The organism is Pectobacterium cacticida (genome assembly GCF_036885195.1).
In the GTDB taxonomy this organism is placed as follows: Bacteria; Pseudomonadota; Gammaproteobacteria; order Enterobacterales; family Enterobacteriaceae; genus Pectobacterium; species Pectobacterium cacticida.
In genome coordinates, this window is the sequence record NZ_CP133656.1 from 3815536 (window position 1) to 3836752 (window position 21217).

Consider the following 21217-nt stretch of genomic DNA (forward strand, 5'->3'; position numbering starts at 1 on the left):
GCTATAACTTCATATAAGCGCGTACACCGTCGAGGAACATTTGCGTCGACAGCATCACCAGAATCAGCCCCATCAATTTTTCCAGCGCACTCACGCCTTTCTCGCCCAGCATCCGTAAAAACACATCTGACATCAGTAGGATGACGAAGGAGATCGTCCAGGCGATAAAGAGGGAAAGCGTCAATTGTGGCAACTGATTCGGGTATTGGTGGGAAAGCAGCATCAGCGCCGCCAGGATCGATGGCCCTGCCACCAGCGGGATGGCCATCGGCACCAGAAACGGTTCCTCACCAGCGGGGAGGCCGCTGCTGTTGCCTTCCTGCGAGGGGAAAATCATACGAATCGCGATGAGAAACAACACAATACCGCCAGAAATAGAGACGGTTTCAGTGCGTAAATTGAGGATCGCCAGAATACGTTCGCCCGCGAACAGGAAAATCAGCATCAACCCAAGCGCGATCAACATTTCACGGATCAGCACCACGCGGCGGCGCTTGGGATCGAGATGCTTAAGCACGGACATAAAGATCGGCAGGTTACCGAGTGGATCCATAATGAGCAACAGCAGCACCGTTGCGGAGATCATTTCTGTCATGTTGGTTTTCTACTCCTGAAACCGTATTTTCTGATGGAGACCGTTTGCGAACCAATCCGCGCTATTATTTGTCTCTACCCGACGTTATAAGCACGATTGCTGAAAAATGGCGCGCTATCGAATAAATTCACTTGCGACTTTACGTACATTTTGTAAGGTTGAGCAATGCGATAATTGACAGGTTTACGACACGACGCGCGCGACCTCTGCGGCAGCAATAATTCAGCGCTATCGACGTTAGCCGCAATTCTTTTTATTTCCCCCAAAGCAGGACAGTTACCATGAAAAATGTTGGTTTTATTGGCTGGCGCGGTATGGTCGGCTCGGTTCTCATGCAGCGCATGGTGGAAGAGCACGACTTTGATGTGATTCATCCGGTATTCTTTTCCACCTCTCAGCACGGCGACCCTGCTCCGGCGCTGGGCGGTCATCAAGGCGTATTGCAGGATGCCTATAATATTGAAGCCCTGCATGCGCTGGATATCATTATTACCTGTCAGGGCGGCGATTACACCAATGAAATTTATCCAAAGCTGCGTGAAAGTGGCTGGCAGGGTTATTGGATCGACGCCGCATCGTCACTGAGAATGAAGGATGACGCGATTATTATTCTGGATCCGGTGAATCACGGGGTGATTCAACAGGGTCTGAATAACGGTATCAAAACCTTTGTCGGCGGTAACTGCACTGTCAGCCTGATGCTAATGTCATTGGGCGGCCTGTTTGCCAACAATCTGGTGGAGTGGGCTTCTGTCGCTACCTATCAGGCGGCTTCAGGCGGTGGCGCACGTCACATGCGTGAACTGCTGGCGCAGATGGGTGCGCTGTACGGTGAAGTCGCGACGGCGCTGGAGAATCCTGCTTCTGCAATCCTGGATATTGAGCGGAAAGTTACCGCGCTGACGCGTAGCGGTTCGCTGCCGACGGATAACTTCGGTGTGCCGCTGGCGGGGAGTCTGATTCCGTGGATTGACAAGCAGCTCGACAATGGTCAGAGCCGTGAAGAGTGGAAAGGTCAGGCGGAAACCAACAAAATTCTGGCGACTCGCAGCGTTATTCCTGTTGATGGTCTCTGCGTGCGCGTTGGCGCGCTGCGTTGCCACAGCCAGGCATTCACGATCAAACTGAAAAAAGACGTCGCGCTGCCGGAAATTGAACAACTGCTGGCGACCCACAATGACTGGGTGAAAGTGGTGCCGAACGATCGTGACATCACTATGCGAGAGCTGACGCCAGCGGCGGTAACGGGCACACTCGCCACGCCGGTTGGTCGTTTGCGTAAGCTAAATATGGGGCCGGAATACCTGTCCGCCTTCACGGTCGGCGATCAGTTGCTGTGGGGAGCCGCTGAACCGCTGCGCCGTATGCTACGCATCCTGCTGTAATTATCCTGCTTTCTGACGCAACATCGATGGATGTTGCGTCGGGTTAGGGCCAGCATGTTGTTGTGACGATCTTACTAACGGCTTAACGCTCATCCCTGTCACGCCACACTATCCAGTTTTTCCAGTGCCTTACGCGCGGTAATGAGCGGTACGCGCACTTCAACCCGAGTGAATTTATCGGCTTCACTGACTACCGTTATTCCGTAGCGATTACCGTAGCGGGCCTTAATGCGCCGATCGACCAAATTCATGCCAAGCCCATCGCCGCCGCTGCGGGGTTGATAGGCCCCCGCGTTATCTTCCACTGTCAGCTCCAGCGTATTCGCATGCAGGCGTCCGCTGATGTGGATATGTCCGTGTTCAATCATCTGCGACGTCCCATGCTTAATCGCATTCTCGACAATAGGTTGTAGAGAAAACGCCGGTAATTTCGCCTCCAGCAATTCCTCCGGCAGTGAGATGTCGACCGTGAGGTGATCGGCGAAGCGCGCCTTCTCAATTTCCAGATAGGCGTTAACATGCTCCAGCTCATCATTCAGCGAGACTTCATCGTTGCTGCGCTTGAGGTTTTTGCGGAAAAACGTTGACAGCGATAGCACCAGTTGGCGGGCGTGATCGGGATTACGTCGAATGACGGCGGACAACGTATTCAACGCATTGAACAGAAAATGTGGGTTGACCTGCGCGTGCAATAGCTTGATTTCCGACTGCGCCAGTAGCTGTTTTTGCTGTTCAAAGCGCCCGGTTAAAATCTGAGCGGAAAGCAAGTGAGCGATCCCCTCCCCCAGCGTGCGGTTGATGCTGGAAAACAGCTTATTCTTGGGTTCATACAGTTTGATCGTCCCGACAACGCGCTGATCTTCACCACGCAACGGGATCACCAGCGTCGAACCGAGTTTACAGTGTGGCGACACCGAACAGGTATACGACACTTCGTTCCCATCCGCATATACCACCTGATTATTGTCTATCGCCCGGTGCGTATGTGACGACGTAATGGGCGAACCGACGATGTGATGGTCGTCGCCCAATCCGATAAAAGCCAATAACTTGTCGCGATCGGTAATCGCTACGGCGCCGACCCCCAGTTCTTCATACAAAATACGGGCCACGCGCATACTGTTCTGCGGGTTGAACCCTTGGCGCAGCGCCCCTTCGGCGCGGGCGGCGATTTGCAGTGCCTTGGCGGAAAACGCGGAGGTATATTTTTCAAAAATGGCGCGCCTATCGAGCAGAATACGCATAAACATGGCGGAACCGACGCTATTGGTGATCATCATCGGCAACGCAATATCACTGACCAGTTCGAGGGCATTATCAAACGGGCGGGACACCAACAGAATAATCGCCATTTGCAGGGCTTCCGCCACCAGTGCGGTCAGGCCGACAACCAACGGTTGAAAGAGCAAATCGATACGGTTGCGGCGTGTCAAATAGCGGTGTAACAGCCCGCCGATCAACCCTTCGGCGATCGTTGATAGCATACAGGCCAGCGCGGTCATACCCCCCATAGAATAGCGATGCAATCCCCCCGTTAATCCAACGAGAAACCCGACAGAAGGGCCGCCCAGCATGCCCCCCAGCACGGCACCCGTCGCACGGGTGTTGGCGATAGAATCGTCTATATGCAGGCCGAGATAGGTTCCCATAATACAAAACATGGAGAACACCAAATAACACACGAGCTTGTGCGGCAGACGAATGGTGACCTGCATCAATGGGATAAACAGCGGTGTTTTACTGAGCAAATAGGCAATGACCAGATAAATACACATTTGCTGTAGCAGGGAAAGAATCAGATCAATCTGGCTAACCATAGGGATATCTCATCGTATTCAATCCGGAAAATTGTACTGCTTTTCGTCAGGGGAGGAACCGAACTTTACGTAAAAGATGCTGGCTATCCCGATTTACCACTTATTCATATCAATATAAACGGGAAAATTGCATCACTTCTCAGATATTGTCCCGTTCTTTGACTACCCTTAATTAAACAATAGGACTCAAAATATTTTAGGCATTTTCATTATTTTTACATCGTGCCGCCGACCGTTAATAACACAATAACGTATTTATTTAACTGAATTTTATTTTGCAAGTAACAATGAAAAATATCAGCGTCGCACGGTGCGTTTTTATATTAATGATTTCATTCAAATGATGAATCAGAGGATGGATACCATGTCAGCGTTTTCTGAGGCGATTAATTCACTGATTAACGGGCATTATGCCGACCCGTTTTCGCTGTTAGGTATGCATCGCGGTGCCAACGGCGTTGAAGTGCGTGCGCTATTGCCGGATGCACAGTCTGTCTGGCTGGTAGATGCCAGTAATGGACGTCAACTCGTCGAACTCGCGCGTATCGACGAGCGCGGTTTCTTTTGTGGTCTGCTGCCGCATCGCAAAACACCACTGCGTTATCAATTAGCCGTCACCTGGCAGGGTGAAACTAAAGTGATTGAGGATCCTTATCGTTTTGGCACGCTGCTACAGGATATGGATATTTGGCTACTCTCCGAAGGAACGCATCTGCGGCCTTACGAACAATTAGGCGCACATCTGGCGACGCTGGATGGCGTTGAGGGCACGCGTTTTGCCGTCTGGGCGCCAAACGCCCAGCGCGTTTCCGTCGTGGGGGAGTTCAACTTCTGGGACGGTCGGCGGCACCCAATGCGGCTGCGCAAGGAAAACGGCATTTGGGAGCTATTCCTGCCCGATGTGAAAGCCGGTCAGCTCTACAAATATGAAGTGATTGATAGCCATAGCAACCTTCGGCTCAAGGCCGATCCCTATGCTTTTGAGGCGCAGATGCGCCCCGATACCGCCTCGCTAATCACGCCATTACCGGAAAAAGTGCCGACCAGCGATGTTCGACGCGAGGCGAATGGCCTGCGTTCCCCGATTGCTATCTATGAGGTTCATCTCGGTTCGTGGCGGCGACATACCGAGAACAATTTCTGGTTAAGTTATCAGGAACTGGCAAAACAACTGATTGATTATGTGCAGTATATGGGTTTCACCCATGTGGAACTGATGCCAATTAATGAACATCCCTTTGATGGTAGCTGGGGTTATCAACCGTTAGGGCTATATGCGCCAACGCGACGTTTCGGTACGGCATTCGAATTTCGCGCGTTTGTTGATGCGCTCCATGAGGCTGGCATCAATGTCCTGCTCGACTGGGTGCCGGGGCATTTCCCCAGCGATGAATATGGTTTGGCGCAGTTTGACGGCACCGCGCTGTATGAATACGCCGACCCGCGGGAAGGCTATCATCAGGACTGGAACACGCTAATTTACAACTACGGCCGTCATGAAGTGCGTAATTACCTGGCGGGTAATGCGTTGTTCTGGATGGAACGCTACGGCATCGACGGGCTACGGGTTGATGCCGTCGCTTCCATGATTTACCGCGATTACAGTCGCCGTGAGGGCGAGTGGGTGCCGAACCAGTACGGCGGTAAAGAGAACCTCGAAGCACTAACATTTCTGCGCTATACCAACCACATGTTGGGCCATGCCGCGCCGGCGGCGATCACCGTGGCTGAAGAGTCCACCGATTATCCCGGCGTCACCCTACCGCCGGACTGCAACGGCTTGGGGTTTCACTATAAGTGGAATATGGGGTGGATGCACGACACGCTCGCCTACATGCAACTCGATCCCATCCATCGCCAATACCATCATGATTTGCTGACGTTCGGTATGTTGTACGCCTATAGCGAGAATTTTGTGTTGCCGTTGTCCCACGATGAGGTAGTGCACGGTAAGCGCTCATTATTGGATCGGATGCCCGGCGATACCTGGCAGAAATTTGCCAATCTACGCGCGTACTACGGCTTTATGTGGGCTTATCCCGGTAAGAAGCTGCTGTTTATGGGCGGGGAATTTGCGCAGGGGCGTGAATGGAACCACGACGCCAGTCTGGATTGGCATTTATTGAATGAACCGGAAGGATGGCACCGCGGCGTGCAGACGCTGGTGCGCGATCTCAACCATTGCTACCGCCAACAACCGCCGTTGTATCAGTTGGATTTTCAGCCACAGGGCTTTGAATGGCTGGTGGTGGACGACCGGGAAAATTCGGTCTTTGCCTTTGTGCGGCGCGACGAACAGGGCAATGAAGTGCTGGTGGTCAGCAACTTTACGCCCATTCCACGCTATGGCTATCGCATCGGGATTAATCAGCCCGGCGGCTGGCGGGAGGTGATTAATACCGATTCGAGCTATTACCACGGTAGCAATCTCGGCAATCTGGGCACGATTTACAGCGAAGAATGGGAGAGCCATCAGCGTCAGCATTCCCTGGCGCTGACGCTTCCGCCGCTTGCCACGCTGTACCTGATCAAGGAGGTATAAATGGCGCAATTGCAGACCGGTAAGCCGACGCCGCTGGGCGCCAGTTTCGATGGCAACGGGGTAAATTTCGCGCTGTTTTCAGCGCATGCCGAGCGCGTCGAACTCTGTGTGTTTGATGCACGCCAGCAGGAGCAGCGCATCGAACTAACCGCACGCAGTGGCGATATCTGGCACGGCTATCTTCCGAATGCACGACCTGGGCTACGCTACGGTTATCGTGTCGATGGGCCGTTCGTGCCGTCGCAGGGGTTACGCTTCAACCCGCATAAACTGCTATTAGATCCGTGCGCCCGTCAGCTTGACGGCTGGGTGGTGGATGACGCCTGTCTGCAAGGTGGTGTTGATCAGCGTGATGAACGCGACAGCGCCGATGTCATGCCGAAGTGCGTGGTCACGGCAGAAGAGTATGACTGGCAGGGTGACGAGTATCCGCAAACACCCTGGAACCAGACAGTGATTTATGAAGCGCACGTGCGCGGATTAACGCGACTGCACCCCGCTATTCCCACAGCTATTCGCGGTAGTTATGCCGCGCTAGGGCATCCGGTGATGATTGACTATCTGACATCGCTGGGGATTACCGCATTGGAACTGTTGCCGGTGCAGCAACATGCCGACGAACCGCATCTTCAACAGATGGGGTTACGTAATTATTGGGGGTATAACGTGCTACTGCCGTTTGCCGTAGATAATAGTCTGTCTGCGGGAGAGGAGGCGTTAAATGAATTTCGGGATGCGGTAAAAGCGCTGCACCGCGCAGGGATCGAGGTCATTCTGGATGTGGTATTTAACCACAGTGCCGAACAGGGTGTCGCAGGCCCCACGCTATGCCAGCGCGGTATCGATAACCGCAGCTACTACTGGCTGGATGACAATGGCGACTACCCTAACTGGACCGGCTGCGGCAACGTATTGCGCCTGAATCATCCGGCCGTGGTGGATTGGGTTATGGATTGCCTGCGCTTCTGGCGCAACGTCTGCCATGTGGATGGTTTCCGCTTCGATCTGGCGACAGTACTGGGGCGCACGCCAGATTTTACCGCTGCCGCCCCGTTGCTGTGCGCGATGAAAAACGATAGTCGCTTACAGGGCTGCAAGCTGATTGCCGAACCCTGGGACATCGGTTATGGCGGTTATCAGTTAGGTCAGTTCCCGGCGCCGTTCGCCGAGTGGAGTGACCGCTATCGTGATGACATGCGCCGCTTTTGGCTACACGGCGATATCTCTCTCGGCGTATTTGCACGCCGCTTTGCCGCTTCGAGTGACATCTTCCAGTACGGCGACCGCTTACCCTACGCCTCCATTAATAAGCTCACGGCACACGACGGCTTTACGCTGCGCGATCTGGTGAGCTTTAACCACAAGCACAATGACGCTAACGGTGAAGACAATCGCGACGGTACGGACAGTAATTTCAGCAATAATCATGGTACGGAAGGGTTGGATGCGGATGACGACACGCGCCAACGCCGACAAGCCAGCCAGAGAGCATTACTCACGACGCTATTGCTCTCGCAGGGCACGCCGATGCTACTGGCTGGCGATGAGTTGGGACATAGCCAGCAGGGCAACAATAACGCCTACTGTCAGGACAATGAATTGACCTGGCTGCACTGGGAAAACGCGGATCGCGCGTTGCATGACTTTGTCGCCGGGCTGATCCAACTGCGCCGCTCTATCCCGGCATTGCAGCAGGAGACGTGGTGGCAAGAAGGGGACGGCACGGTGCAATGGCTCAACAGAGAAGGACACCCGCTGACACCGCAACAGTGGGAACAAGGAGAGCATCAATTACAGATTTTACTTTCCGACCGTTGGCTTCTGTTGATCAACGCCAGCCTGCATGCCGATGCCTTTACGTTACCCGCAGGCCACTGGCGACTTTCTCCGCCATTTAGTGAGACGGATCCGCCGGAAGACGGCGTGTGGCACGGATCGCCACAGGCAGTCTGCGTCTTAATCAAACAGAGCACCTAAGGGCACGCCATTAAAAAAATAATCAGGAGATAGCCATGGTGAATAATGACAAACATGATCCTCTGATGTTGGCAAGACAGCTCCCGTTGAAATCCGTGGCACTTATTTTGGCTGGAGGACGAGGCACACGGTTAAAAGGGTTGACGGCGCTGCGCGCCAAGCCGGCCGTTCATTTTGGCGGCAAATTTCGCATTATCGATTTCGCCCTTTCTAACTGCCTGAATTCCGGCATCCATCGTATTGGCGTCATTACCCAATATCAGTCGCATACGCTGGTACAGCATATCCAGCGCGGCTGGTCATTTTTGAATGCGGAGATGAACGAGTTTGTCGATTTGCTGCCTGCGCAGCAGCGCCAGGCCGCCGATGATTGGTATCGGGGAACGGCAGACGCCGTGTGCCAGAATCTCGACATTATTCGACGCTATCGCGCGGAGTATGTAGTGATCCTCGCGGGCGATCACATCTACAAGATGGATTACTCCCGTATGCTCATCGATCACGTGGAGAAGGGCGCCGAATGTACGGTCGCTTGCCTCTCCGTACCACGGGAAGAAGCGCGCGCCTTTGGCGTCATGAGCGTGGACAAACAGCATCGTATCCTCGATTTCGCCGAAAAACCGGATAACCCGATACCGCTACCGGATAACCCTGACCTGGCACTCGTGAGTATGGGGGTTTATGTATTTAATGCAGACTATCTTTATCAGTTACTGGAGAAGGATCGCTATGCACCAGATTCCAACCATGACTTCGGGCAGGATCTGATTCCAAAGATTGTCTCGCAGCGTCAGGCCTGGGCGCACCCGTTCAATTTGTCCTGTGTGACCTCCGGCGAAGATGAATGCCATTATTGGCGGGATGTCGGCACGCTGGATGCCTATTGGCGCGCTAATCTCGATCTGGCGTCGGTGACGCCGGAATTGGACGTTTACGATCGGCTCTGGCCGATACGTTCCGCAATCGAATCGTTGCCGCCCGCCAAATTCGTGCAGGATCGTTCCGGTAGCCACGGCATGACCATGAACTCGCTGGTATCGGGAGGCTGCATCGTGTCAGGTTCCGTCGTCACACATTCGGTACTGTTTCCACGAGTGCGGATCAATTCATTCTGCAGCATTGATTCCACCGTGATCTTGCCGGATGTCAACGTGGGGCGTTCCTGCCGTTTACGCCGCTGCGTGATCGATCGCGCCTGCCACTTGCCGGAAGGCACGGTGATTGGCGAAAACGCGGAAGAGGATAGCCGCCGCTTTTATCGGTCGGAGGACGGCGTCGTGCTGGTTACGCGCTCAATGTTGGAAACGCAGTAAATACCATAGAAACATAAGGGAGTCATCATGCGGGTCTTACATGTTTGTTCAGAGCTATTTCCACTCTTGAAAACCGGCGGGCTGGCGGATGTGGCAGGGGCGTTGCCCGGCGCGCAGATCGCGGCAGGAATGGATGCCCGCGTGATCCTGCCTGCTTTCCCCGCTCTGAAAAGCGGCATCGCCGACGTGCAGGTCGTGCGCGAGCTGGACACGTTTGCCGGGCATGCGGCGTTGCTGTTTGGCCATTTTAACGGCGTTGGGATTTACTTAATTGATGTGCCAGCGTTGTTCGATCGCGCGGGCAGCCCTTATCACGATCCGGCGCTTTACGCCTACGCCGATAACTATCTGCGGTTCGCGTTGCTAGGCTGGATGGGATGTGAAATGGCGTGCGGCCTGGACCCCTATTGGCGGCCCGATATTGTTCATGCCCATGACTGGCACGCGGGGCTGACCTGCGCCTATCTGGCGGCGCGTCATCGTCCGGCAAAATCGGTTTTTACCGTCCACAACCTGGCCTTTCAGGGGCTATTTGACGCCCAGCATCTGGCAGAAATCCAGCTACCGGGCAATTTCTTTCAGGTCTATGGGATGGAATTTTACGGTCAAATTTCCTATCTCAAGGCAGGATTGTACTACGCTGATCATATCACGACCGTGAGTCCAACCTATGCGCATGAGATTACATTGTCGGCTTACGGCTACGGCATGGAAGGTTTGTTGAAGACTCGCGCCGATGAGGGGCGACTCTCTGGCATCCTGAATGGCGTGGACGACACGATCTGGGATCCGGAACATGATCCGTTACTCACGCGCCATTACAGCCGCGAAACGCTGGCGAACAAAGCAGAAAATAAACGGCGGCTACAAACGGCGATGGGGCTGGAAATTAACGATAAGGCACCGGTGTTCGCCATCGTCAGTCGCCTAACGCACCAAAAAGGGCTCGACATCGCGTTAGCCGCCATCCCGGATCTCTTGGAGCAAGGCGGGCAATTAGTTGTGCTGGGCGCCGGAGATGCCGATTTGCAGCAGGGTTTTCTGGCGGCGGCGGCGGAATATCATGGTCAGGTCGGCGTGCAGATTGGCTACCATGAAGCGTTCTCGCACCGCATCATTGGCGGCGCCGATGTCATCATGGTGCCCAGTCGGTTTGAGCCTTGCGGGTTAACGCAACTTTATGGTTTGAAATACGGCACACTGCCGCTGGTGCGCCGCACGGGCGGGCTGGCGGATACGGTGGCAGACTGTTCGCTGGAGAACCTGGCTGACGGGCTGGCAAGCGGGTTTGTCTTTAACGATTGCAGTGTAGGATCGCTGTCCCGCGCGATCCGCCGTGCGTTTGTGTTGTGGTCCCGACCCACGCTATGGCGCTATGTACAGCGTCAGGCGATGGCGATGGACTTTGGTTGGCAGGCGTCAGCTCAGGCCTATGGCGCGCTCTATCAACGCGTGTATACCCACTAGCTTTTCTGCTGCGCGTCACCCTCGTGCAATCTGAAAACGACAGGGTACGATGAACTCTCACTTGGGAATGACTATCATGAACTCTCCGTTTATCTATACGTCTCCGACGCGCAGTGTGGAAGCGCTGAAACACTCTATCGCTTACAAGCTCATGTTTACCGTGGGCAAAGATCCTTCCATCGCGGATAAGCATGACTGGCTGAATGCCACATTGCTGGCCGTGCGTGACCGCATGGTGGAACGCTGGTTACGCTCGAATCGTGCCCAGCTTTCTCAAGATGTACGGCAGGTCTATTACCTGTCGATGGAGTTTTTGCTGGGTCGGACGCTATCAAACGCGCTGCTGGCGATGGGGCTATATGACGATTTGAAAGCGGCGCTGGACGGGATGGGGCTGGAGTTGGACGATCTGCTCGTGGAAGAAAATGACCCAGGGTTAGGGAACGGCGGTTTGGGACGCTTGGCGGCCTGCTTTTTAGATTCGCTGGCGACGCTGGCGCTACCGGGGCGCGGCTACGGGATCCGCTATGAATACGGTATGTTTAAACAGAATATCGTTGACGGTAAACAGGCGGAATCACCGGACTACTGGTTGGAATACGGTAACGTATGGGAATTCCCGCGCCATAGCACGCGCTACAAAGTGCGTTTTGGCGGCCGCATTCAGCAGGAAGGCAGCAAAATGCGCTGGCTGGAAACCGAAGAGGTTATCGCTTGTGCTTACGATCAAATTATTCCCGGTTTCGACACCGATGCTACCAATACGCTACGTCTGTGGGGCGCGCAGGCGAGTAACGAAATCAATCTGGGTAAATTCAATCAGGGCGACTATTTTGCCGCTGTAGAGGATAAAAACCACTCGGAAAATGTGTCTCGCGTGCTGTATCCCGATGATTCCACCTACTCTGGGCGCGAGCTACGCCTGCGACAGGAATACTTTCTGGTTTCCGCCACGGTGCAGGACATCCTGCATCGTCATTGGATGATGCATAAAACTTACGCCAATCTCGCGGAAAAATTTGCTATCCACCTCAATGATACGCACCCCGTGCTAGCCATTCCTGAGTTGATGCGGCTGTTGATTGATGAGCATCAATTTCAGTGGAATGACGCATGGGAGGTGGTGAGAAACGTGTTCTCCTACACCAACCATACGCTGATGCAGGAAGCGCTGGAAACCTGGCCTGTCGATATGTTGGGTAAAATCCTACCGCGCCATTTGCAATTGATTTTCGAAATTAATGACCACTTTCTGGAATACGTTCAAAAGGAGGTGCCTGGCGACAGCGAGCTGCTGGCGCGGGTTTCGCTGATCGATGAAAACAATGAACGTAAAGTACGGATGGCGTGGCTGGCCGTGGTCGCCAGCCATAAAGTGAATGGCGTATCGGAATTGCACTCGGATCTCATGGTGAAATCTCTGTTTGCGGACTTCGCTCGTCTCTTTCCTAACCGGTTCTGTAATAAAACCAATGGCGTAACGCCACGGCGCTGGCTGGCGTTAGCCAATCCACCGCTCTCTAAACTTCTGGATGACACCATTGGGCAAACATGGCGTACCGATCTGAGCCAATTGAGCGAATTGAAACAGCACATTGATTATCCGGCGTTCGTCGAGAAAATTCGTAAGGTGAAGCGGCAAAATAAGGTGCGTTTGGCCAATTACATAGCGCAAAACCTCAATATTGTGGTTAATCCTGCATCGCTGTTTGACGTGCAAATCAAGCGTATTCATGAATATAAACGACAATTGCTGAATGTATTGCACATCATCACGCTCTACAACCGTCTCAAGGATAACCCGGACACGGAACGCGTCCCGCGAGTCGCCATCTTCGCGGGCAAAGCCGCCTCGGCCTATTACATGGCGAAGCACATTATTCATTTGATCAACGATGTCGCGCAGGTAATCAATCACGATCCGGCGTTGCACGATCGGCTAAAGGTGGTTTTCATTCCTAACTACGGCGTGAGTCTGGCGCAGATCATTATCCCAGCCGCCGACCTCTCGGAACAGATCTCGCTGGCGGGGACGGAAGCCTCTGGAACCAGTAACATGAAATTTGCGTTAAATGGCGCGCTGACGATTGGCACATTGGATGGTGCGAATGTCGAGATGCTGGAACATATTGGCGAAGAAAATATGTTTATCTTCGGTAATACGGCGGATCAGGTGGAAGCATTACGGCAAAATGGCTATAACCCCCGGCAATTTTTCGAACAAGACGACGAGTTGCATCGCGTATTGACGCAAATCGCCACGGGTTATTTCAGCCCGGATGATAACCGACGTTATAGCGATCTTTTTGATTCATTGGTGAATCTTGGCGATCACTACCAACTGTTGGCAGATTATCGCAGCTATGTCGACACGCAGGATCGGGTTGACGAGTTGTATCAAAACCAGGATGAATGGGCGCGATGTACTATCCAGAATATCGCCAACATGGGTTATTTCTCATCTGACCGTACTATCGCGGAATACGCGAGAGATATCTGGAATATCAAACCGATACGGCTGTAATCGCACATTGCCGGTGTGACACAGGTCGTAAGCTTCATGGCCTGTGTCAGTAAACGGAGCGCCACGATGTATCTCAACCTATGTTGACACTGCCTCCGCCCACCATCACGCCACCACAGCTTACCGCATCACCCGTTCGTGCTGCGGGTTGACCTTCGATAAAAACACTGGCCGAGCCACCGCTAATGCGCCGCTCATGGCCGTGGGGCGCCAGCGGATCGCCCTGCCGCGCCATAGGTAGGCCATCAGCCTTAACGGTGGAGGAGCCCGCAGTGACAGGCGTGGGAGGAAAGCTACCGTGCCCGGTGTCGCTATCGCCCAATTTAACGGCATTGCCCATTTTCTATCCTTGTTAGCAAATAAATTTCAGAAATACACTGTTCGATTGCGGTGTTTCCATGATTATCGATAATAGTATCGCCACTTTGACGATAACGATAAGACTGGAGTACGTTATTATTATTCTCCAGCATACCAATTATTATCCCTTAAATGACAGGGATGAATCTTCCGTTAATGAGGGAAAATATTGGGGAAAAATATCCAATTCTTTTAACATCTTCACTTTCCCCAATAAAATAAGATATAGGTGAATATTTGGGGTTTGATTTGTTGATGAATCGTACCATTTTCCCGTTGTTTAATTCTTCGATTTCAAAATCGTTCCAATTAATCACTATCATTTTAAATGTGGGATCTTTTAGCGCATTGGAAAAAACTTCATTTTGGTATATTTCGTCCACACTTTCGCCAGTAGTTACCGACCACGCTTGTAGAGACTCTCTAAGATATGCTTTTATTGCCGCTTGATTTTTTTCAGCAAATAGTTGCCAGAGTTCAATATAGGCCATTTGTAACGCATGAACTTGCTCCGGCGTGCCGGTAAATGGCGTCGCCGTTGTCCATTTCCATTCCGGAATACTTTTCAGGTAGATTTTTTGCGTAAACTGGTAGAGCTCCATTCCCGCCGGAAAATTATTTTCTCTAAAATAATCACTAGGGATGTGCCCTTTTTCAACCTGTTGTGCGCGGATTTTCTTTACCGTAACCTTGCCCATTTTTCCGGGCTCGGCTTCCCCGCCCGATTGCACGTAAGGAATGCCGTCCTGACCGATAGCAATGGTGAACTGAGTCAACACTGACGTCTCTTTACCCTTAAACGCGGTGAGCGCCACTTTACAACGGGCATCCGGCGCAAAGGCTTTGTGAGCGTTGTCGCTATCGTTGCCCGGTAAGAACCAGTCCAGGGCGCCGATTTCAACGGTAATTTCGTTTTCGCCGTTTTCTAACATCATTAGAGCATTGGTGCTGGCGGTGCCAAAACCTCTTCCGGCCACTGCTGAGTGACGGTTGTCCATCCCCAGAACACCGTTGGTTTTAATGGCACAAAACGCCGAATGAATATCAAACACGCTGCGAATACGTAGCGGTTCCTCGGCGGCGTTAGCGGTAGCGATGGCAACTAAGCCCAGAAAAACGAGCGATGTCCATTTTAACCAATACTGACTCATCTGTTCTCCCTGATGGTGGTTGGCGATTATAGTGAATATCGCCAACCCAAAATTTAAGAAATACACTGTTCGATTGCGGTGTTTCCATGCTTATCGAAAATAGTATCGCCACTTTGACGATGACGATAAGACTGGAGTACGTTATTATTATTCTCCAGCATGCTAATTATTATCCCTTAAATGACAGGGATGAATTTCCCGTTAATGAGGGAAAATATTGGAGAAAAAGATCCCATGAATGTCTTTCCATCTTCATCAATGAAATAAGAAATAGGTGAAAAGGTAGGGTCTGATTTATTGACAAACCGAACTATTCTACGACCATTCATTGTTTCTATTTTATAGTCATCCCATTTAATAGGTATTGTTTCAAATGACGAGTTTTTTAGATCAAAGAAAAGATCGGAGTATATATCATTAACATTTTCGCCAGTAGTTACTGACCATGCTCGCAATGATTCATTAAAGAATTTTTTTATCTCCACATCATTTTTTTTAGCTAAAATATACCGCAGGTCTAGGTAAGCCATTTGTAACGCATGAACCTGCTCCGGCGTACCGGTAAATGGCGTCGCGGTTGTCCATTTCCATTTCGGAATACTTTTCAGGTAGATTTTTTGCGTAAACTGGTAGAGTTCCATTCCCACAGGGAAATCATTCTCCCTGAAGTAGTTGTCAGGGATATGCCCTTTTTCAACCTGTTGAGCTAGGATTTTCTTTACCGTGACCTTGCCCATTTTTCCGGGCTCGGCTTCCCCACCCGATTGCACGTAAGGAATACCGTCTTGACCGATAGCAATGGTGAACTGCGTCAACACTGACGTCTCTTTCCCCTTAAACGCGGTGAGCGCCACTTTACAACGGGCATCCGGCGCAAAGGCTTTGTGAGCGTTGTCGCTATTGTTGCCCGGTAAGAACCAGTCCAGGGCGCCGATTTCAACGGTAATCTCGTTTTCGCCATTTTCCAGAAATAATAGCGCGTTGGTACTGGATGAACCAAAACCTCTTCCAGCCACTGCTGAGTGACGGTTGTCTAGACCGATAACACCATTGGTTTTAATGGCACAGAACGCCGAATTAATATCAAACACGCTGCGAATACGTAGCGGTTCTTCGGCGGCGTTAGCGGTAGCGATGGCAACTAAGCCCAGAAAAACGAGCGATGTCCATTTGAACCAATACTGACTCATCTATTCTCCCTGATGGTGGTTGGCGATTATAGTGAATATCGCCAACCCAAAATTTAAGAAATACACTGTTCGATTGCGGTGTTTCCATGCTTATCGATAATAGTATCGTCATTTTGACGATGACGATGACGATGACGATGACGATGACGATGACGATAAGACTGGAGTACGTTATTCTTATTCTCCAGCATGCTAATTATCATCCCTTAAATGACAGGGATGAATTTTCCGTTAATGAGGGAAAATATTGGGGCGTAGTCTCCTAAACTATCATCTCCATCCTCATCCTTAACCGAATAAGAGAGGGGGGATATAGTGGGGTCCGATTTATTAACAAATCGGACCATTCTGTTCTTGTTCATGGATTCGATTGTGTAATCACTCCAGTTAATTGGGTGCATTTTAAATGATTTGCTTTTTAAAAATCTTTTGAAGCCACTGTCATTATATATCTCATCAATAGAACTTCCGGTTGTTTTCGCCCATGGCTCCAACGATTCACTAATGTATTTCTTTATTTTTACATCATCTTTATTCGCAAAATGCCCCCAAAGCTCAAGGTATGCCATTTGTAACGCATGAACTTGCTCCGGCGTGCCGGTAAATGGCGTCGCCGTTGTCCATTTCCATTCCGGAATATTCTTCAGGTAGATTTTTTGCGTAAACTGGTAGAGCTCCATTCCCGCCGGGAAATAGTTGTCGATAAAATAATCTGAAGGAAAATGCCCTTTTTCAACCTGTTGTGCTCGGATTTTCTTTACCGTGACCTTTCCCATTTTTCCGGGCTCGGCTTCCCCGCCCGATTGCACGTAAGGAATACCGTCTTGACCGATAGCAATGGTGAACTGAGTCAACACTGACGTCTCTTTCCCCTTAAACGCGGTGAGCGCCACTTTACAACGGGCATCCGGCGCAAAGGCTTTGTGAGCGTTGTCGCTATTGTTGCCCGGTAAGAACCAGTCCAGGGCGCCGATTTCAACGGTAATCTCGTTTTCGCCGTTTTCTAACATCATTAGAGCATTGGTGCTAGCGGTGCCAAAACCTCTTCCGGCCACTGCTGAGTGACGGTTGTCCATCCCCAGAACACCGTTGGTTTTAATGGCGCAAAACGCCGAATGAACATCAAACACGCTGCGAATACGTAGCGGTTCCTCGGCGGCGTTAGCGTTAGCGGTAGCGATGGCAACTAAGCCCAGGAAAACGAGCGATGTCCATTTGATCCAATACTGACTCATCTATTCTCCCTGATGGTGGTTGGCGATTGTAATAAACACCGCCAACTTAAGATTAAAAAAACACCATTCGGCCGTTGTGTTATTACGTTTTTATGGGTAACACATTCGCATTATTAGAAGAGTAATTCTCTAGAGTTAATTTTCCTCCAGAGAAAAATCATTAAATGATCGCGATATCAAATCACTAGCATAACCTTTCCTTTTATAAAAGAAAATATTGGTGAGTACCCCCTAATAACTTTATTCCCACTTTCATCCGCGATTAAATAGGTTATAGGTGAAAAAGTGGGATCTGATTTATTAATGAATCGCACCATTCTATTATCATTCATCACTTCAAGATCATAATTATTCCAGTTGACGTCCAGTATTTTGAAATCTGTCTTATTCAAATCTTCTAAGAATGCATTACTTTCGTAAATATCATCAACATTATCACCAGTAGCCATTGCCCATGCTTTCGACGATTCACTAAGATACTTTCTTATCTCCGTTTTATTCTTATTCTTAATATAATGCCAGAGTTCAAGGTAGGCCATTTGTAACGCATGCACTTGCTCCGGCGTGCCGGTAAATGGCGTCGCGGTTGTCCATTTCCATTCCGGAATATTCTTCAGGTAGATTTTTTGCGTAAACTGGTAGAGATCCATTCCCGCCGGGAAATAGTTGTCTATAAAATAATCTGAAGGGAAATGCCCTTTTTCAACCTGTTGCGCGCGAATTTTCTTTACCGTGACCTTGCTCATTTTTCCGGGCTCGGCTTCCCCGCCCGATTGCACGTAAGGAATACCGTCCTGACCGATAGCAATGGTGAACTGCGTCAACACTGACGTCTCTTTCCCCTTAAACGCGGTGAGCGCCACTTTACAACGGGCATCCGGCGCAAAGGCTTTGTGAGCGTTGTCGCTATCGTTGCCCGGTAAGAACCAGTCCAGGGCGCCGATCTCAACGGTAATCTCGTTTTCACCATTTTCTAATACCATTAGAGCATTGGTGCTGGCGGTGCCAAAACCTCTTCCGGCCACTGCCGAATCCCGGTTGTCCATCCCCAGAACGCCGTTGGTTTTAATGGCACAGAACGCCGAATTAATATCAAACACGTTGCGAATACGTAGCGGTTCCTCGGCGGCGTTAGCGGTAGACATCATCAGTGCTCCTGCTAGTAGTAGGCATTTCCATTGAACAATCTTTCCCATCATTTCTTTCCTTGTGTTCCCGTCGTTCCGGATTGGACGCTCAATCCGCCACTAGGCGGGGATCGCGTCAGGTTGAGCGATAACGCGCTCCTGACCAAACAGGTTAATTCTCACGGCCGATTCATCTGCATTTAATGGCCCGGCCAATTCCATTGTTGATTTATATGAGTAACCTCCATTACTTTTCATACCTCGTCCTGGTGATGATTTAAAGTCACCAACCAAGGCCACTTCGGCCTTAATCCCATCATGGTATCCCACCAGGTCGATGCCATTATCATGCGGATCGAGCTTCATTCCCGCTTCTGTTTTGAGTTTCCCTTCCGCCTTTAACGCGATTTCGACAAATAATACTTTGGTTTCAAAGGCTGCGCTGACCACGCCTTCCAAAACTAAAGCCAGCTTATTGTTTTCATCCTCCGGGGCGAAGGTCCATTGCGCCTGCTTATAGGCTGCGCCAATAGAAAAGTGTAGCGCTGTTGTCAGTTGTATATAGCACTCAAGGGCGCTGCCGCCCTTCGCAATATATTCGCGACACTTCGCGGCGATGCTTTCTACTTTGCAGTAGGTCGCCAACAGTTGTATGAGGTCTATTTTCATACTCATGCTAAGGAAGGGCGCGGCATAAAGCCCCATGAAATGCGTGGCGTCAGCAACGCTATCTGTGCGCTGATAGGCGTACGAAACCCCCATCGTTATTGGTGCGACGGCGTAATCGAATACACGATAGGCGCGCGCCCCCTTTTTCTTAGGATCGGGGTCGGGCAGAAGATATTGATTGATATTCGATAGGAAGCGCTCCACTTTACCAATCTGCGCCAGAGTTTTGACCGTTTTAACGTTATTACGCGTCACCCTGGCGAACTCCGCCGAATATTCTGTACCGCCGATTTTTAGCCCGTACTCAATATTCAGTTTCTGCTCCTGCGTGATTTGGAACCGATCGGTTTGCAACGTCCAGCCCGCCCGTAACTTATTGCCGTTTTTAGGCTGGGTGTTCTCCATTTTTGTCCGCGCGGCGCGCTGTTCATCCCGCCGCTCTTTCCATGTCCTTTCTCTGCCGGTCAACTGGTAGCTAAAACCGATAACGGCGCGTAATTCCACCTCGGGATAGACATCAATATCGGCATACGTTGCTTTCCCCGTGCAACCCTGCGTGACCAATTGATAACGGTGGGGGGAGGCGATGGCGTCGGAAGGCTGGTGAATACGATTGAAATAAGACCATATAGGTTCGATGGGCGGATCATACCGCGCGGCCTCCGCGGGCCGCCGATAATAGAGCGTGACGGCGTTCGGCGCGCCGTTGGTTAATGCAATAATCTCATTGCCACTTTCCAACGTGGCGTGCGGGCAAGTAGGTTGCTCGCATTTTCCTTCTATAGCGATCGTGCCCTGGCTCCCAGTACCGCCGTCCAGGACGTCTAAATGAATGTGTTGCTCAGCAGGCCAGAGATGCGAGTTTCCATCAAATGCGGCAAGGGTGATTTCATAAGTACAGGGATCGGGATAGTGGCAGGTTGCGCAGGCACTACCTGCGCTCAATGAGACTTTTCCTTCAGACATCGGCTGTTCCTTTAGCGAGGGATATATCCCAGCGTGCTTTTAAGCAAACGTTCAACCCGGTAATGGCCGGGCAAATCTTCATTACTTAATAAATCCAGCCATGGCGCCGGCATTTTTTTGACTGAATATCTGTTTTCTTTTACTAATAAATGCAGTAATCCGCGAATAGCGCGGTCATCTTCGATACCTTTCTCTTTACAAAAATAATAACAATCACTAACCGTCTCTGTGACCATGAGGCGCACTGGCGTATCTTCTGACTCAGGATAAATATTCTCCGATCGGTGCGCCCTCCATTCAGGGACATGCGGTACGGTATAGTGTATTTTCTCCGCGTACTCCGTCACGATTTTCGTTGTTAACTCCGCGAGATAAATCCCTTCCGCATACTGATTCAGTAGATCAAGCTGTGACTGGTTAATTTTGAATAATTTCGCGCGACTCTTCGCCGTTGGCGGAAATTGTGCGCGAATGGAATGAAAATTTTCTTCATGGCTGATGCCATTATGGACGGTCATTATTTTTTCGATCGGCCCCATAAAACAATGCAGTTCCCATTCACTCAGAACATGACATAAATTCCAGATATTCCTGGGATCATAAAAGCGGAAAAATACCGGCTTCTCTTCTGAAGGCAGGATGACCTGTAAATATTTACGTAAATGTTGGCGTAGATCTTTCATCCTGGCTGAGGTCGCTAAATAGATTCCCCATGGGGATGTTTTAGTCCCCAGCCAGGACGAAACCTCATGGGTGACTTCCACCAAATAAGGGGCTAATGGAATAAATTCCTGCTGTAAGGGTTCCGCATATAAACAACAGTGCGGCGCATCCTGCTCGGTTAGAAAATCCAACAACCGCTCTTCAATTGCCCCGTCGATAACGGCATATCGCACCAT

At 50.9% G+C, this 21217-nt stretch carries 16 protein-coding genes; 6 read left to right on the forward strand and 10 right to left on the reverse strand.

Going from position 1 to position 21217, the window contains the following annotated elements; translation table 11 throughout:
* Position 1: 1 nt before the first annotated feature.
* Positions 2-595, reverse strand: a complete 594-nt coding sequence (locus RFN81_RS17380) for a YhgN family NAAT transporter (protein ID WP_264496999.1) — start codon at positions 593-595, stop codon at positions 2-4.
* Positions 596-876: 281 nt separating this feature from the next.
* Here RFN81_RS17380 and asd point away from each other — a divergent pair, with 281 nt between their 5' ends.
* Positions 877-1980: an aspartate-semialdehyde dehydrogenase gene (asd, locus tag RFN81_RS17385; RefSeq protein WP_264497000.1), complete on the forward strand. Its 1104-nt coding sequence runs from the start codon at positions 877-879 to the stop codon at positions 1978-1980.
* A gap of 98 nt (positions 1981-2078) precedes the next feature.
* On the opposite strand, the gene RFN81_RS17390 is transcribed toward asd, so the two are convergent.
* Positions 2079-3797, reverse strand: coding sequence for a sensor histidine kinase (locus tag RFN81_RS17390; protein ID WP_264497001.1), 1719 nt, complete (start codon positions 3795-3797; stop codon positions 2079-2081).
* Between the two features lie 364 nt (positions 3798-4161).
* Between RFN81_RS17390 and glgB the strand changes: the two genes are divergently transcribed.
* The 5 genes from glgB (at position 4162) to glgP (ending at position 13620) form a co-directional block, all read left to right on the forward strand.
* The gene (glgB, locus tag RFN81_RS17395) at positions 4162-6339 is read left to right on the forward strand and encodes a 1,4-alpha-glucan branching enzyme (protein ID WP_264497002.1); all 2178 of its coding nucleotides are present in this window, start codon (positions 4162-4164) and stop codon (positions 6337-6339) included.
* The gene (gene glgX, locus RFN81_RS17400) at positions 6340-8316 is read left to right on the forward strand and encodes a glycogen debranching protein GlgX (RefSeq protein ID WP_264497003.1); all 1977 of its coding nucleotides are present in this window, start codon (positions 6340-6342) and stop codon (positions 8314-8316) included. It abuts the gene before it with no gap.
* A 35-nt stretch (positions 8317-8351) separates the two neighbouring features.
* On the forward strand, positions 8352-9629 hold the full coding sequence (gene glgC / locus RFN81_RS17405) for a glucose-1-phosphate adenylyltransferase (protein WP_264497004.1): 1278 nt from the start codon (positions 8352-8354) through the stop codon (positions 9627-9629).
* A gap of 27 nt (positions 9630-9656) precedes the next feature.
* Positions 9657-11096 carry a glycogen synthase GlgA gene (glgA, locus tag RFN81_RS17410; RefSeq protein WP_264497005.1) on the forward strand — a complete coding sequence of 480 codons (1440 nt, stop codon included), beginning with the start codon at positions 9657-9659 and terminating at the stop codon, positions 11094-11096.
* 76 nt (positions 11097-11172) lie between these two features.
* On the forward strand, positions 11173-13620 hold the full coding sequence (glgP, locus tag RFN81_RS17415) for a glycogen phosphorylase (RefSeq protein WP_264497006.1): 2448 nt from the start codon (positions 11173-11175) through the stop codon (positions 13618-13620).
* A 73-nt stretch (positions 13621-13693) separates the two neighbouring features.
* Here glgP and RFN81_RS17420 read toward each other — a convergent pair whose 3' ends face one another.
* The 8 genes from RFN81_RS17420 to RFN81_RS17455 all read right to left on the reverse strand — a co-directional run bounded on the left by RFN81_RS17420 (position 13694) and on the right by RFN81_RS17455 (position 21217).
* Positions 13694-13960, reverse strand: coding sequence for a type VI secretion system PAAR protein (locus tag RFN81_RS17420; protein ID WP_264497007.1), 267 nt, complete (start codon positions 13958-13960; stop codon positions 13694-13696).
* A gap of 148 nt (positions 13961-14108) precedes the next feature.
* A complete protein-coding gene (locus tag RFN81_RS17425) occupies positions 14109-15131 on the reverse strand; it encodes a hypothetical protein (RefSeq protein ID WP_264497008.1) in 1023 nt (340 codons plus the stop codon).
* 176 nt (positions 15132-15307) lie between these two features.
* Positions 15308-16321, reverse strand: a complete 1014-nt coding sequence (locus tag RFN81_RS17430; RefSeq protein WP_264497009.1) for a hypothetical protein — start codon at positions 16319-16321, stop codon at positions 15308-15310.
* 53 nt (positions 16322-16374) lie between these two features.
* Positions 16375-16512, reverse strand: coding sequence for a hypothetical protein (locus RFN81_RS17435; RefSeq protein ID WP_264497010.1), 138 nt, complete (start codon positions 16510-16512; stop codon positions 16375-16377).
* Between the two features lie 15 nt (positions 16513-16527).
* Positions 16528-17556, reverse strand: a complete 1029-nt coding sequence (locus RFN81_RS17440) for a hypothetical protein (RefSeq protein WP_264497011.1) — start codon at positions 17554-17556, stop codon at positions 16528-16530.
* Positions 17557-17732: 176 nt separating this feature from the next.
* Positions 17733-18755: a hypothetical protein gene (locus tag RFN81_RS17445; RefSeq protein WP_264497012.1), complete on the reverse strand. Its 1023-nt coding sequence runs from the start codon at positions 18753-18755 to the stop codon at positions 17733-17735.
* 48 nt (positions 18756-18803) lie between these two features.
* Complete coding sequence (locus tag RFN81_RS17450) at positions 18804-20318, reverse strand: hypothetical protein (protein WP_264497013.1); 1515 nt, start codon at positions 20316-20318, stop codon at positions 18804-18806.
* Between the two features lie 11 nt (positions 20319-20329).
* The gene (locus tag RFN81_RS17455) at positions 20330-21217 is read right to left on the reverse strand and encodes a DUF4123 domain-containing protein (protein ID WP_264499035.1); all 888 of its coding nucleotides are present in this window, start codon (positions 21215-21217) and stop codon (positions 20330-20332) included.

Coding starts and splice junctions, on each gene's coding strand:
- asd (WP_264497000.1), top strand. CDS start 877: ATGAAAAATGTTGGTTTTATTGGCTGGCGCGGTATGGTCGGCTCGGTT.
- RFN81_RS17380 (WP_264496999.1), bottom strand. CDS start 595: ATGACAGAAATGATCTCCGCAACGGTGCTGCTGTTGCTCATTATGGAT.
- RFN81_RS17450 (WP_264497013.1), bottom strand. CDS start 20,318: ATGTCTGAAGGAAAAGTCTCATTGAGCGCAGGTAGTGCCTGCGCAACC.
- RFN81_RS17440 (WP_264497011.1), bottom strand. CDS start 17,556: ATGAGTCAGTATTGGATCAAATGGACATCGCTCGTTTTCCTGGGCTTA.
- RFN81_RS17425 (WP_264497008.1), bottom strand. CDS start 15,131: ATGAGTCAGTATTGGTTAAAATGGACATCGCTCGTTTTTCTGGGCTTA.
- RFN81_RS17435 (WP_264497010.1), bottom strand. CDS start 16,512: ATGCTGGAGAATAAGAATAACGTACTCCAGTCTTATCGTCATCGTCAT.
- glgB (WP_264497002.1), top strand. CDS start 4,162: ATGTCAGCGTTTTCTGAGGCGATTAATTCACTGATTAACGGGCATTAT.
- RFN81_RS17455 (WP_264499035.1), bottom strand. CDS start 21,217: ATGGTGCGATATGCCGTTATCGACGGGGCAATTGAAGAGCGGTTGTTG.
- glgP (WP_264497006.1), top strand. CDS start 11,173: ATGAACTCTCCGTTTATCTATACGTCTCCGACGCGCAGTGTGGAAGCG.
- glgC (WP_264497004.1), top strand. CDS start 8,352: ATGGTGAATAATGACAAACATGATCCTCTGATGTTGGCAAGACAGCTC.
- RFN81_RS17445 (WP_264497012.1), bottom strand. CDS start 18,755: ATGATGGGAAAGATTGTTCAATGGAAATGCCTACTACTAGCAGGAGCA.
- RFN81_RS17430 (WP_264497009.1), bottom strand. CDS start 16,321: ATGAGTCAGTATTGGTTCAAATGGACATCGCTCGTTTTTCTGGGCTTA.
- glgX (WP_264497003.1), top strand. CDS start 6,340: ATGGCGCAATTGCAGACCGGTAAGCCGACGCCGCTGGGCGCCAGTTTC.
- RFN81_RS17390 (WP_264497001.1), bottom strand. CDS start 3,797: ATGGTTAGCCAGATTGATCTGATTCTTTCCCTGCTACAGCAAATGTGT.
- glgA (WP_264497005.1), top strand. CDS start 9,657: ATGCGGGTCTTACATGTTTGTTCAGAGCTATTTCCACTCTTGAAAACC.
- RFN81_RS17420 (WP_264497007.1), bottom strand. CDS start 13,960: ATGGGCAATGCCGTTAAATTGGGCGATAGCGACACCGGGCACGGTAGC.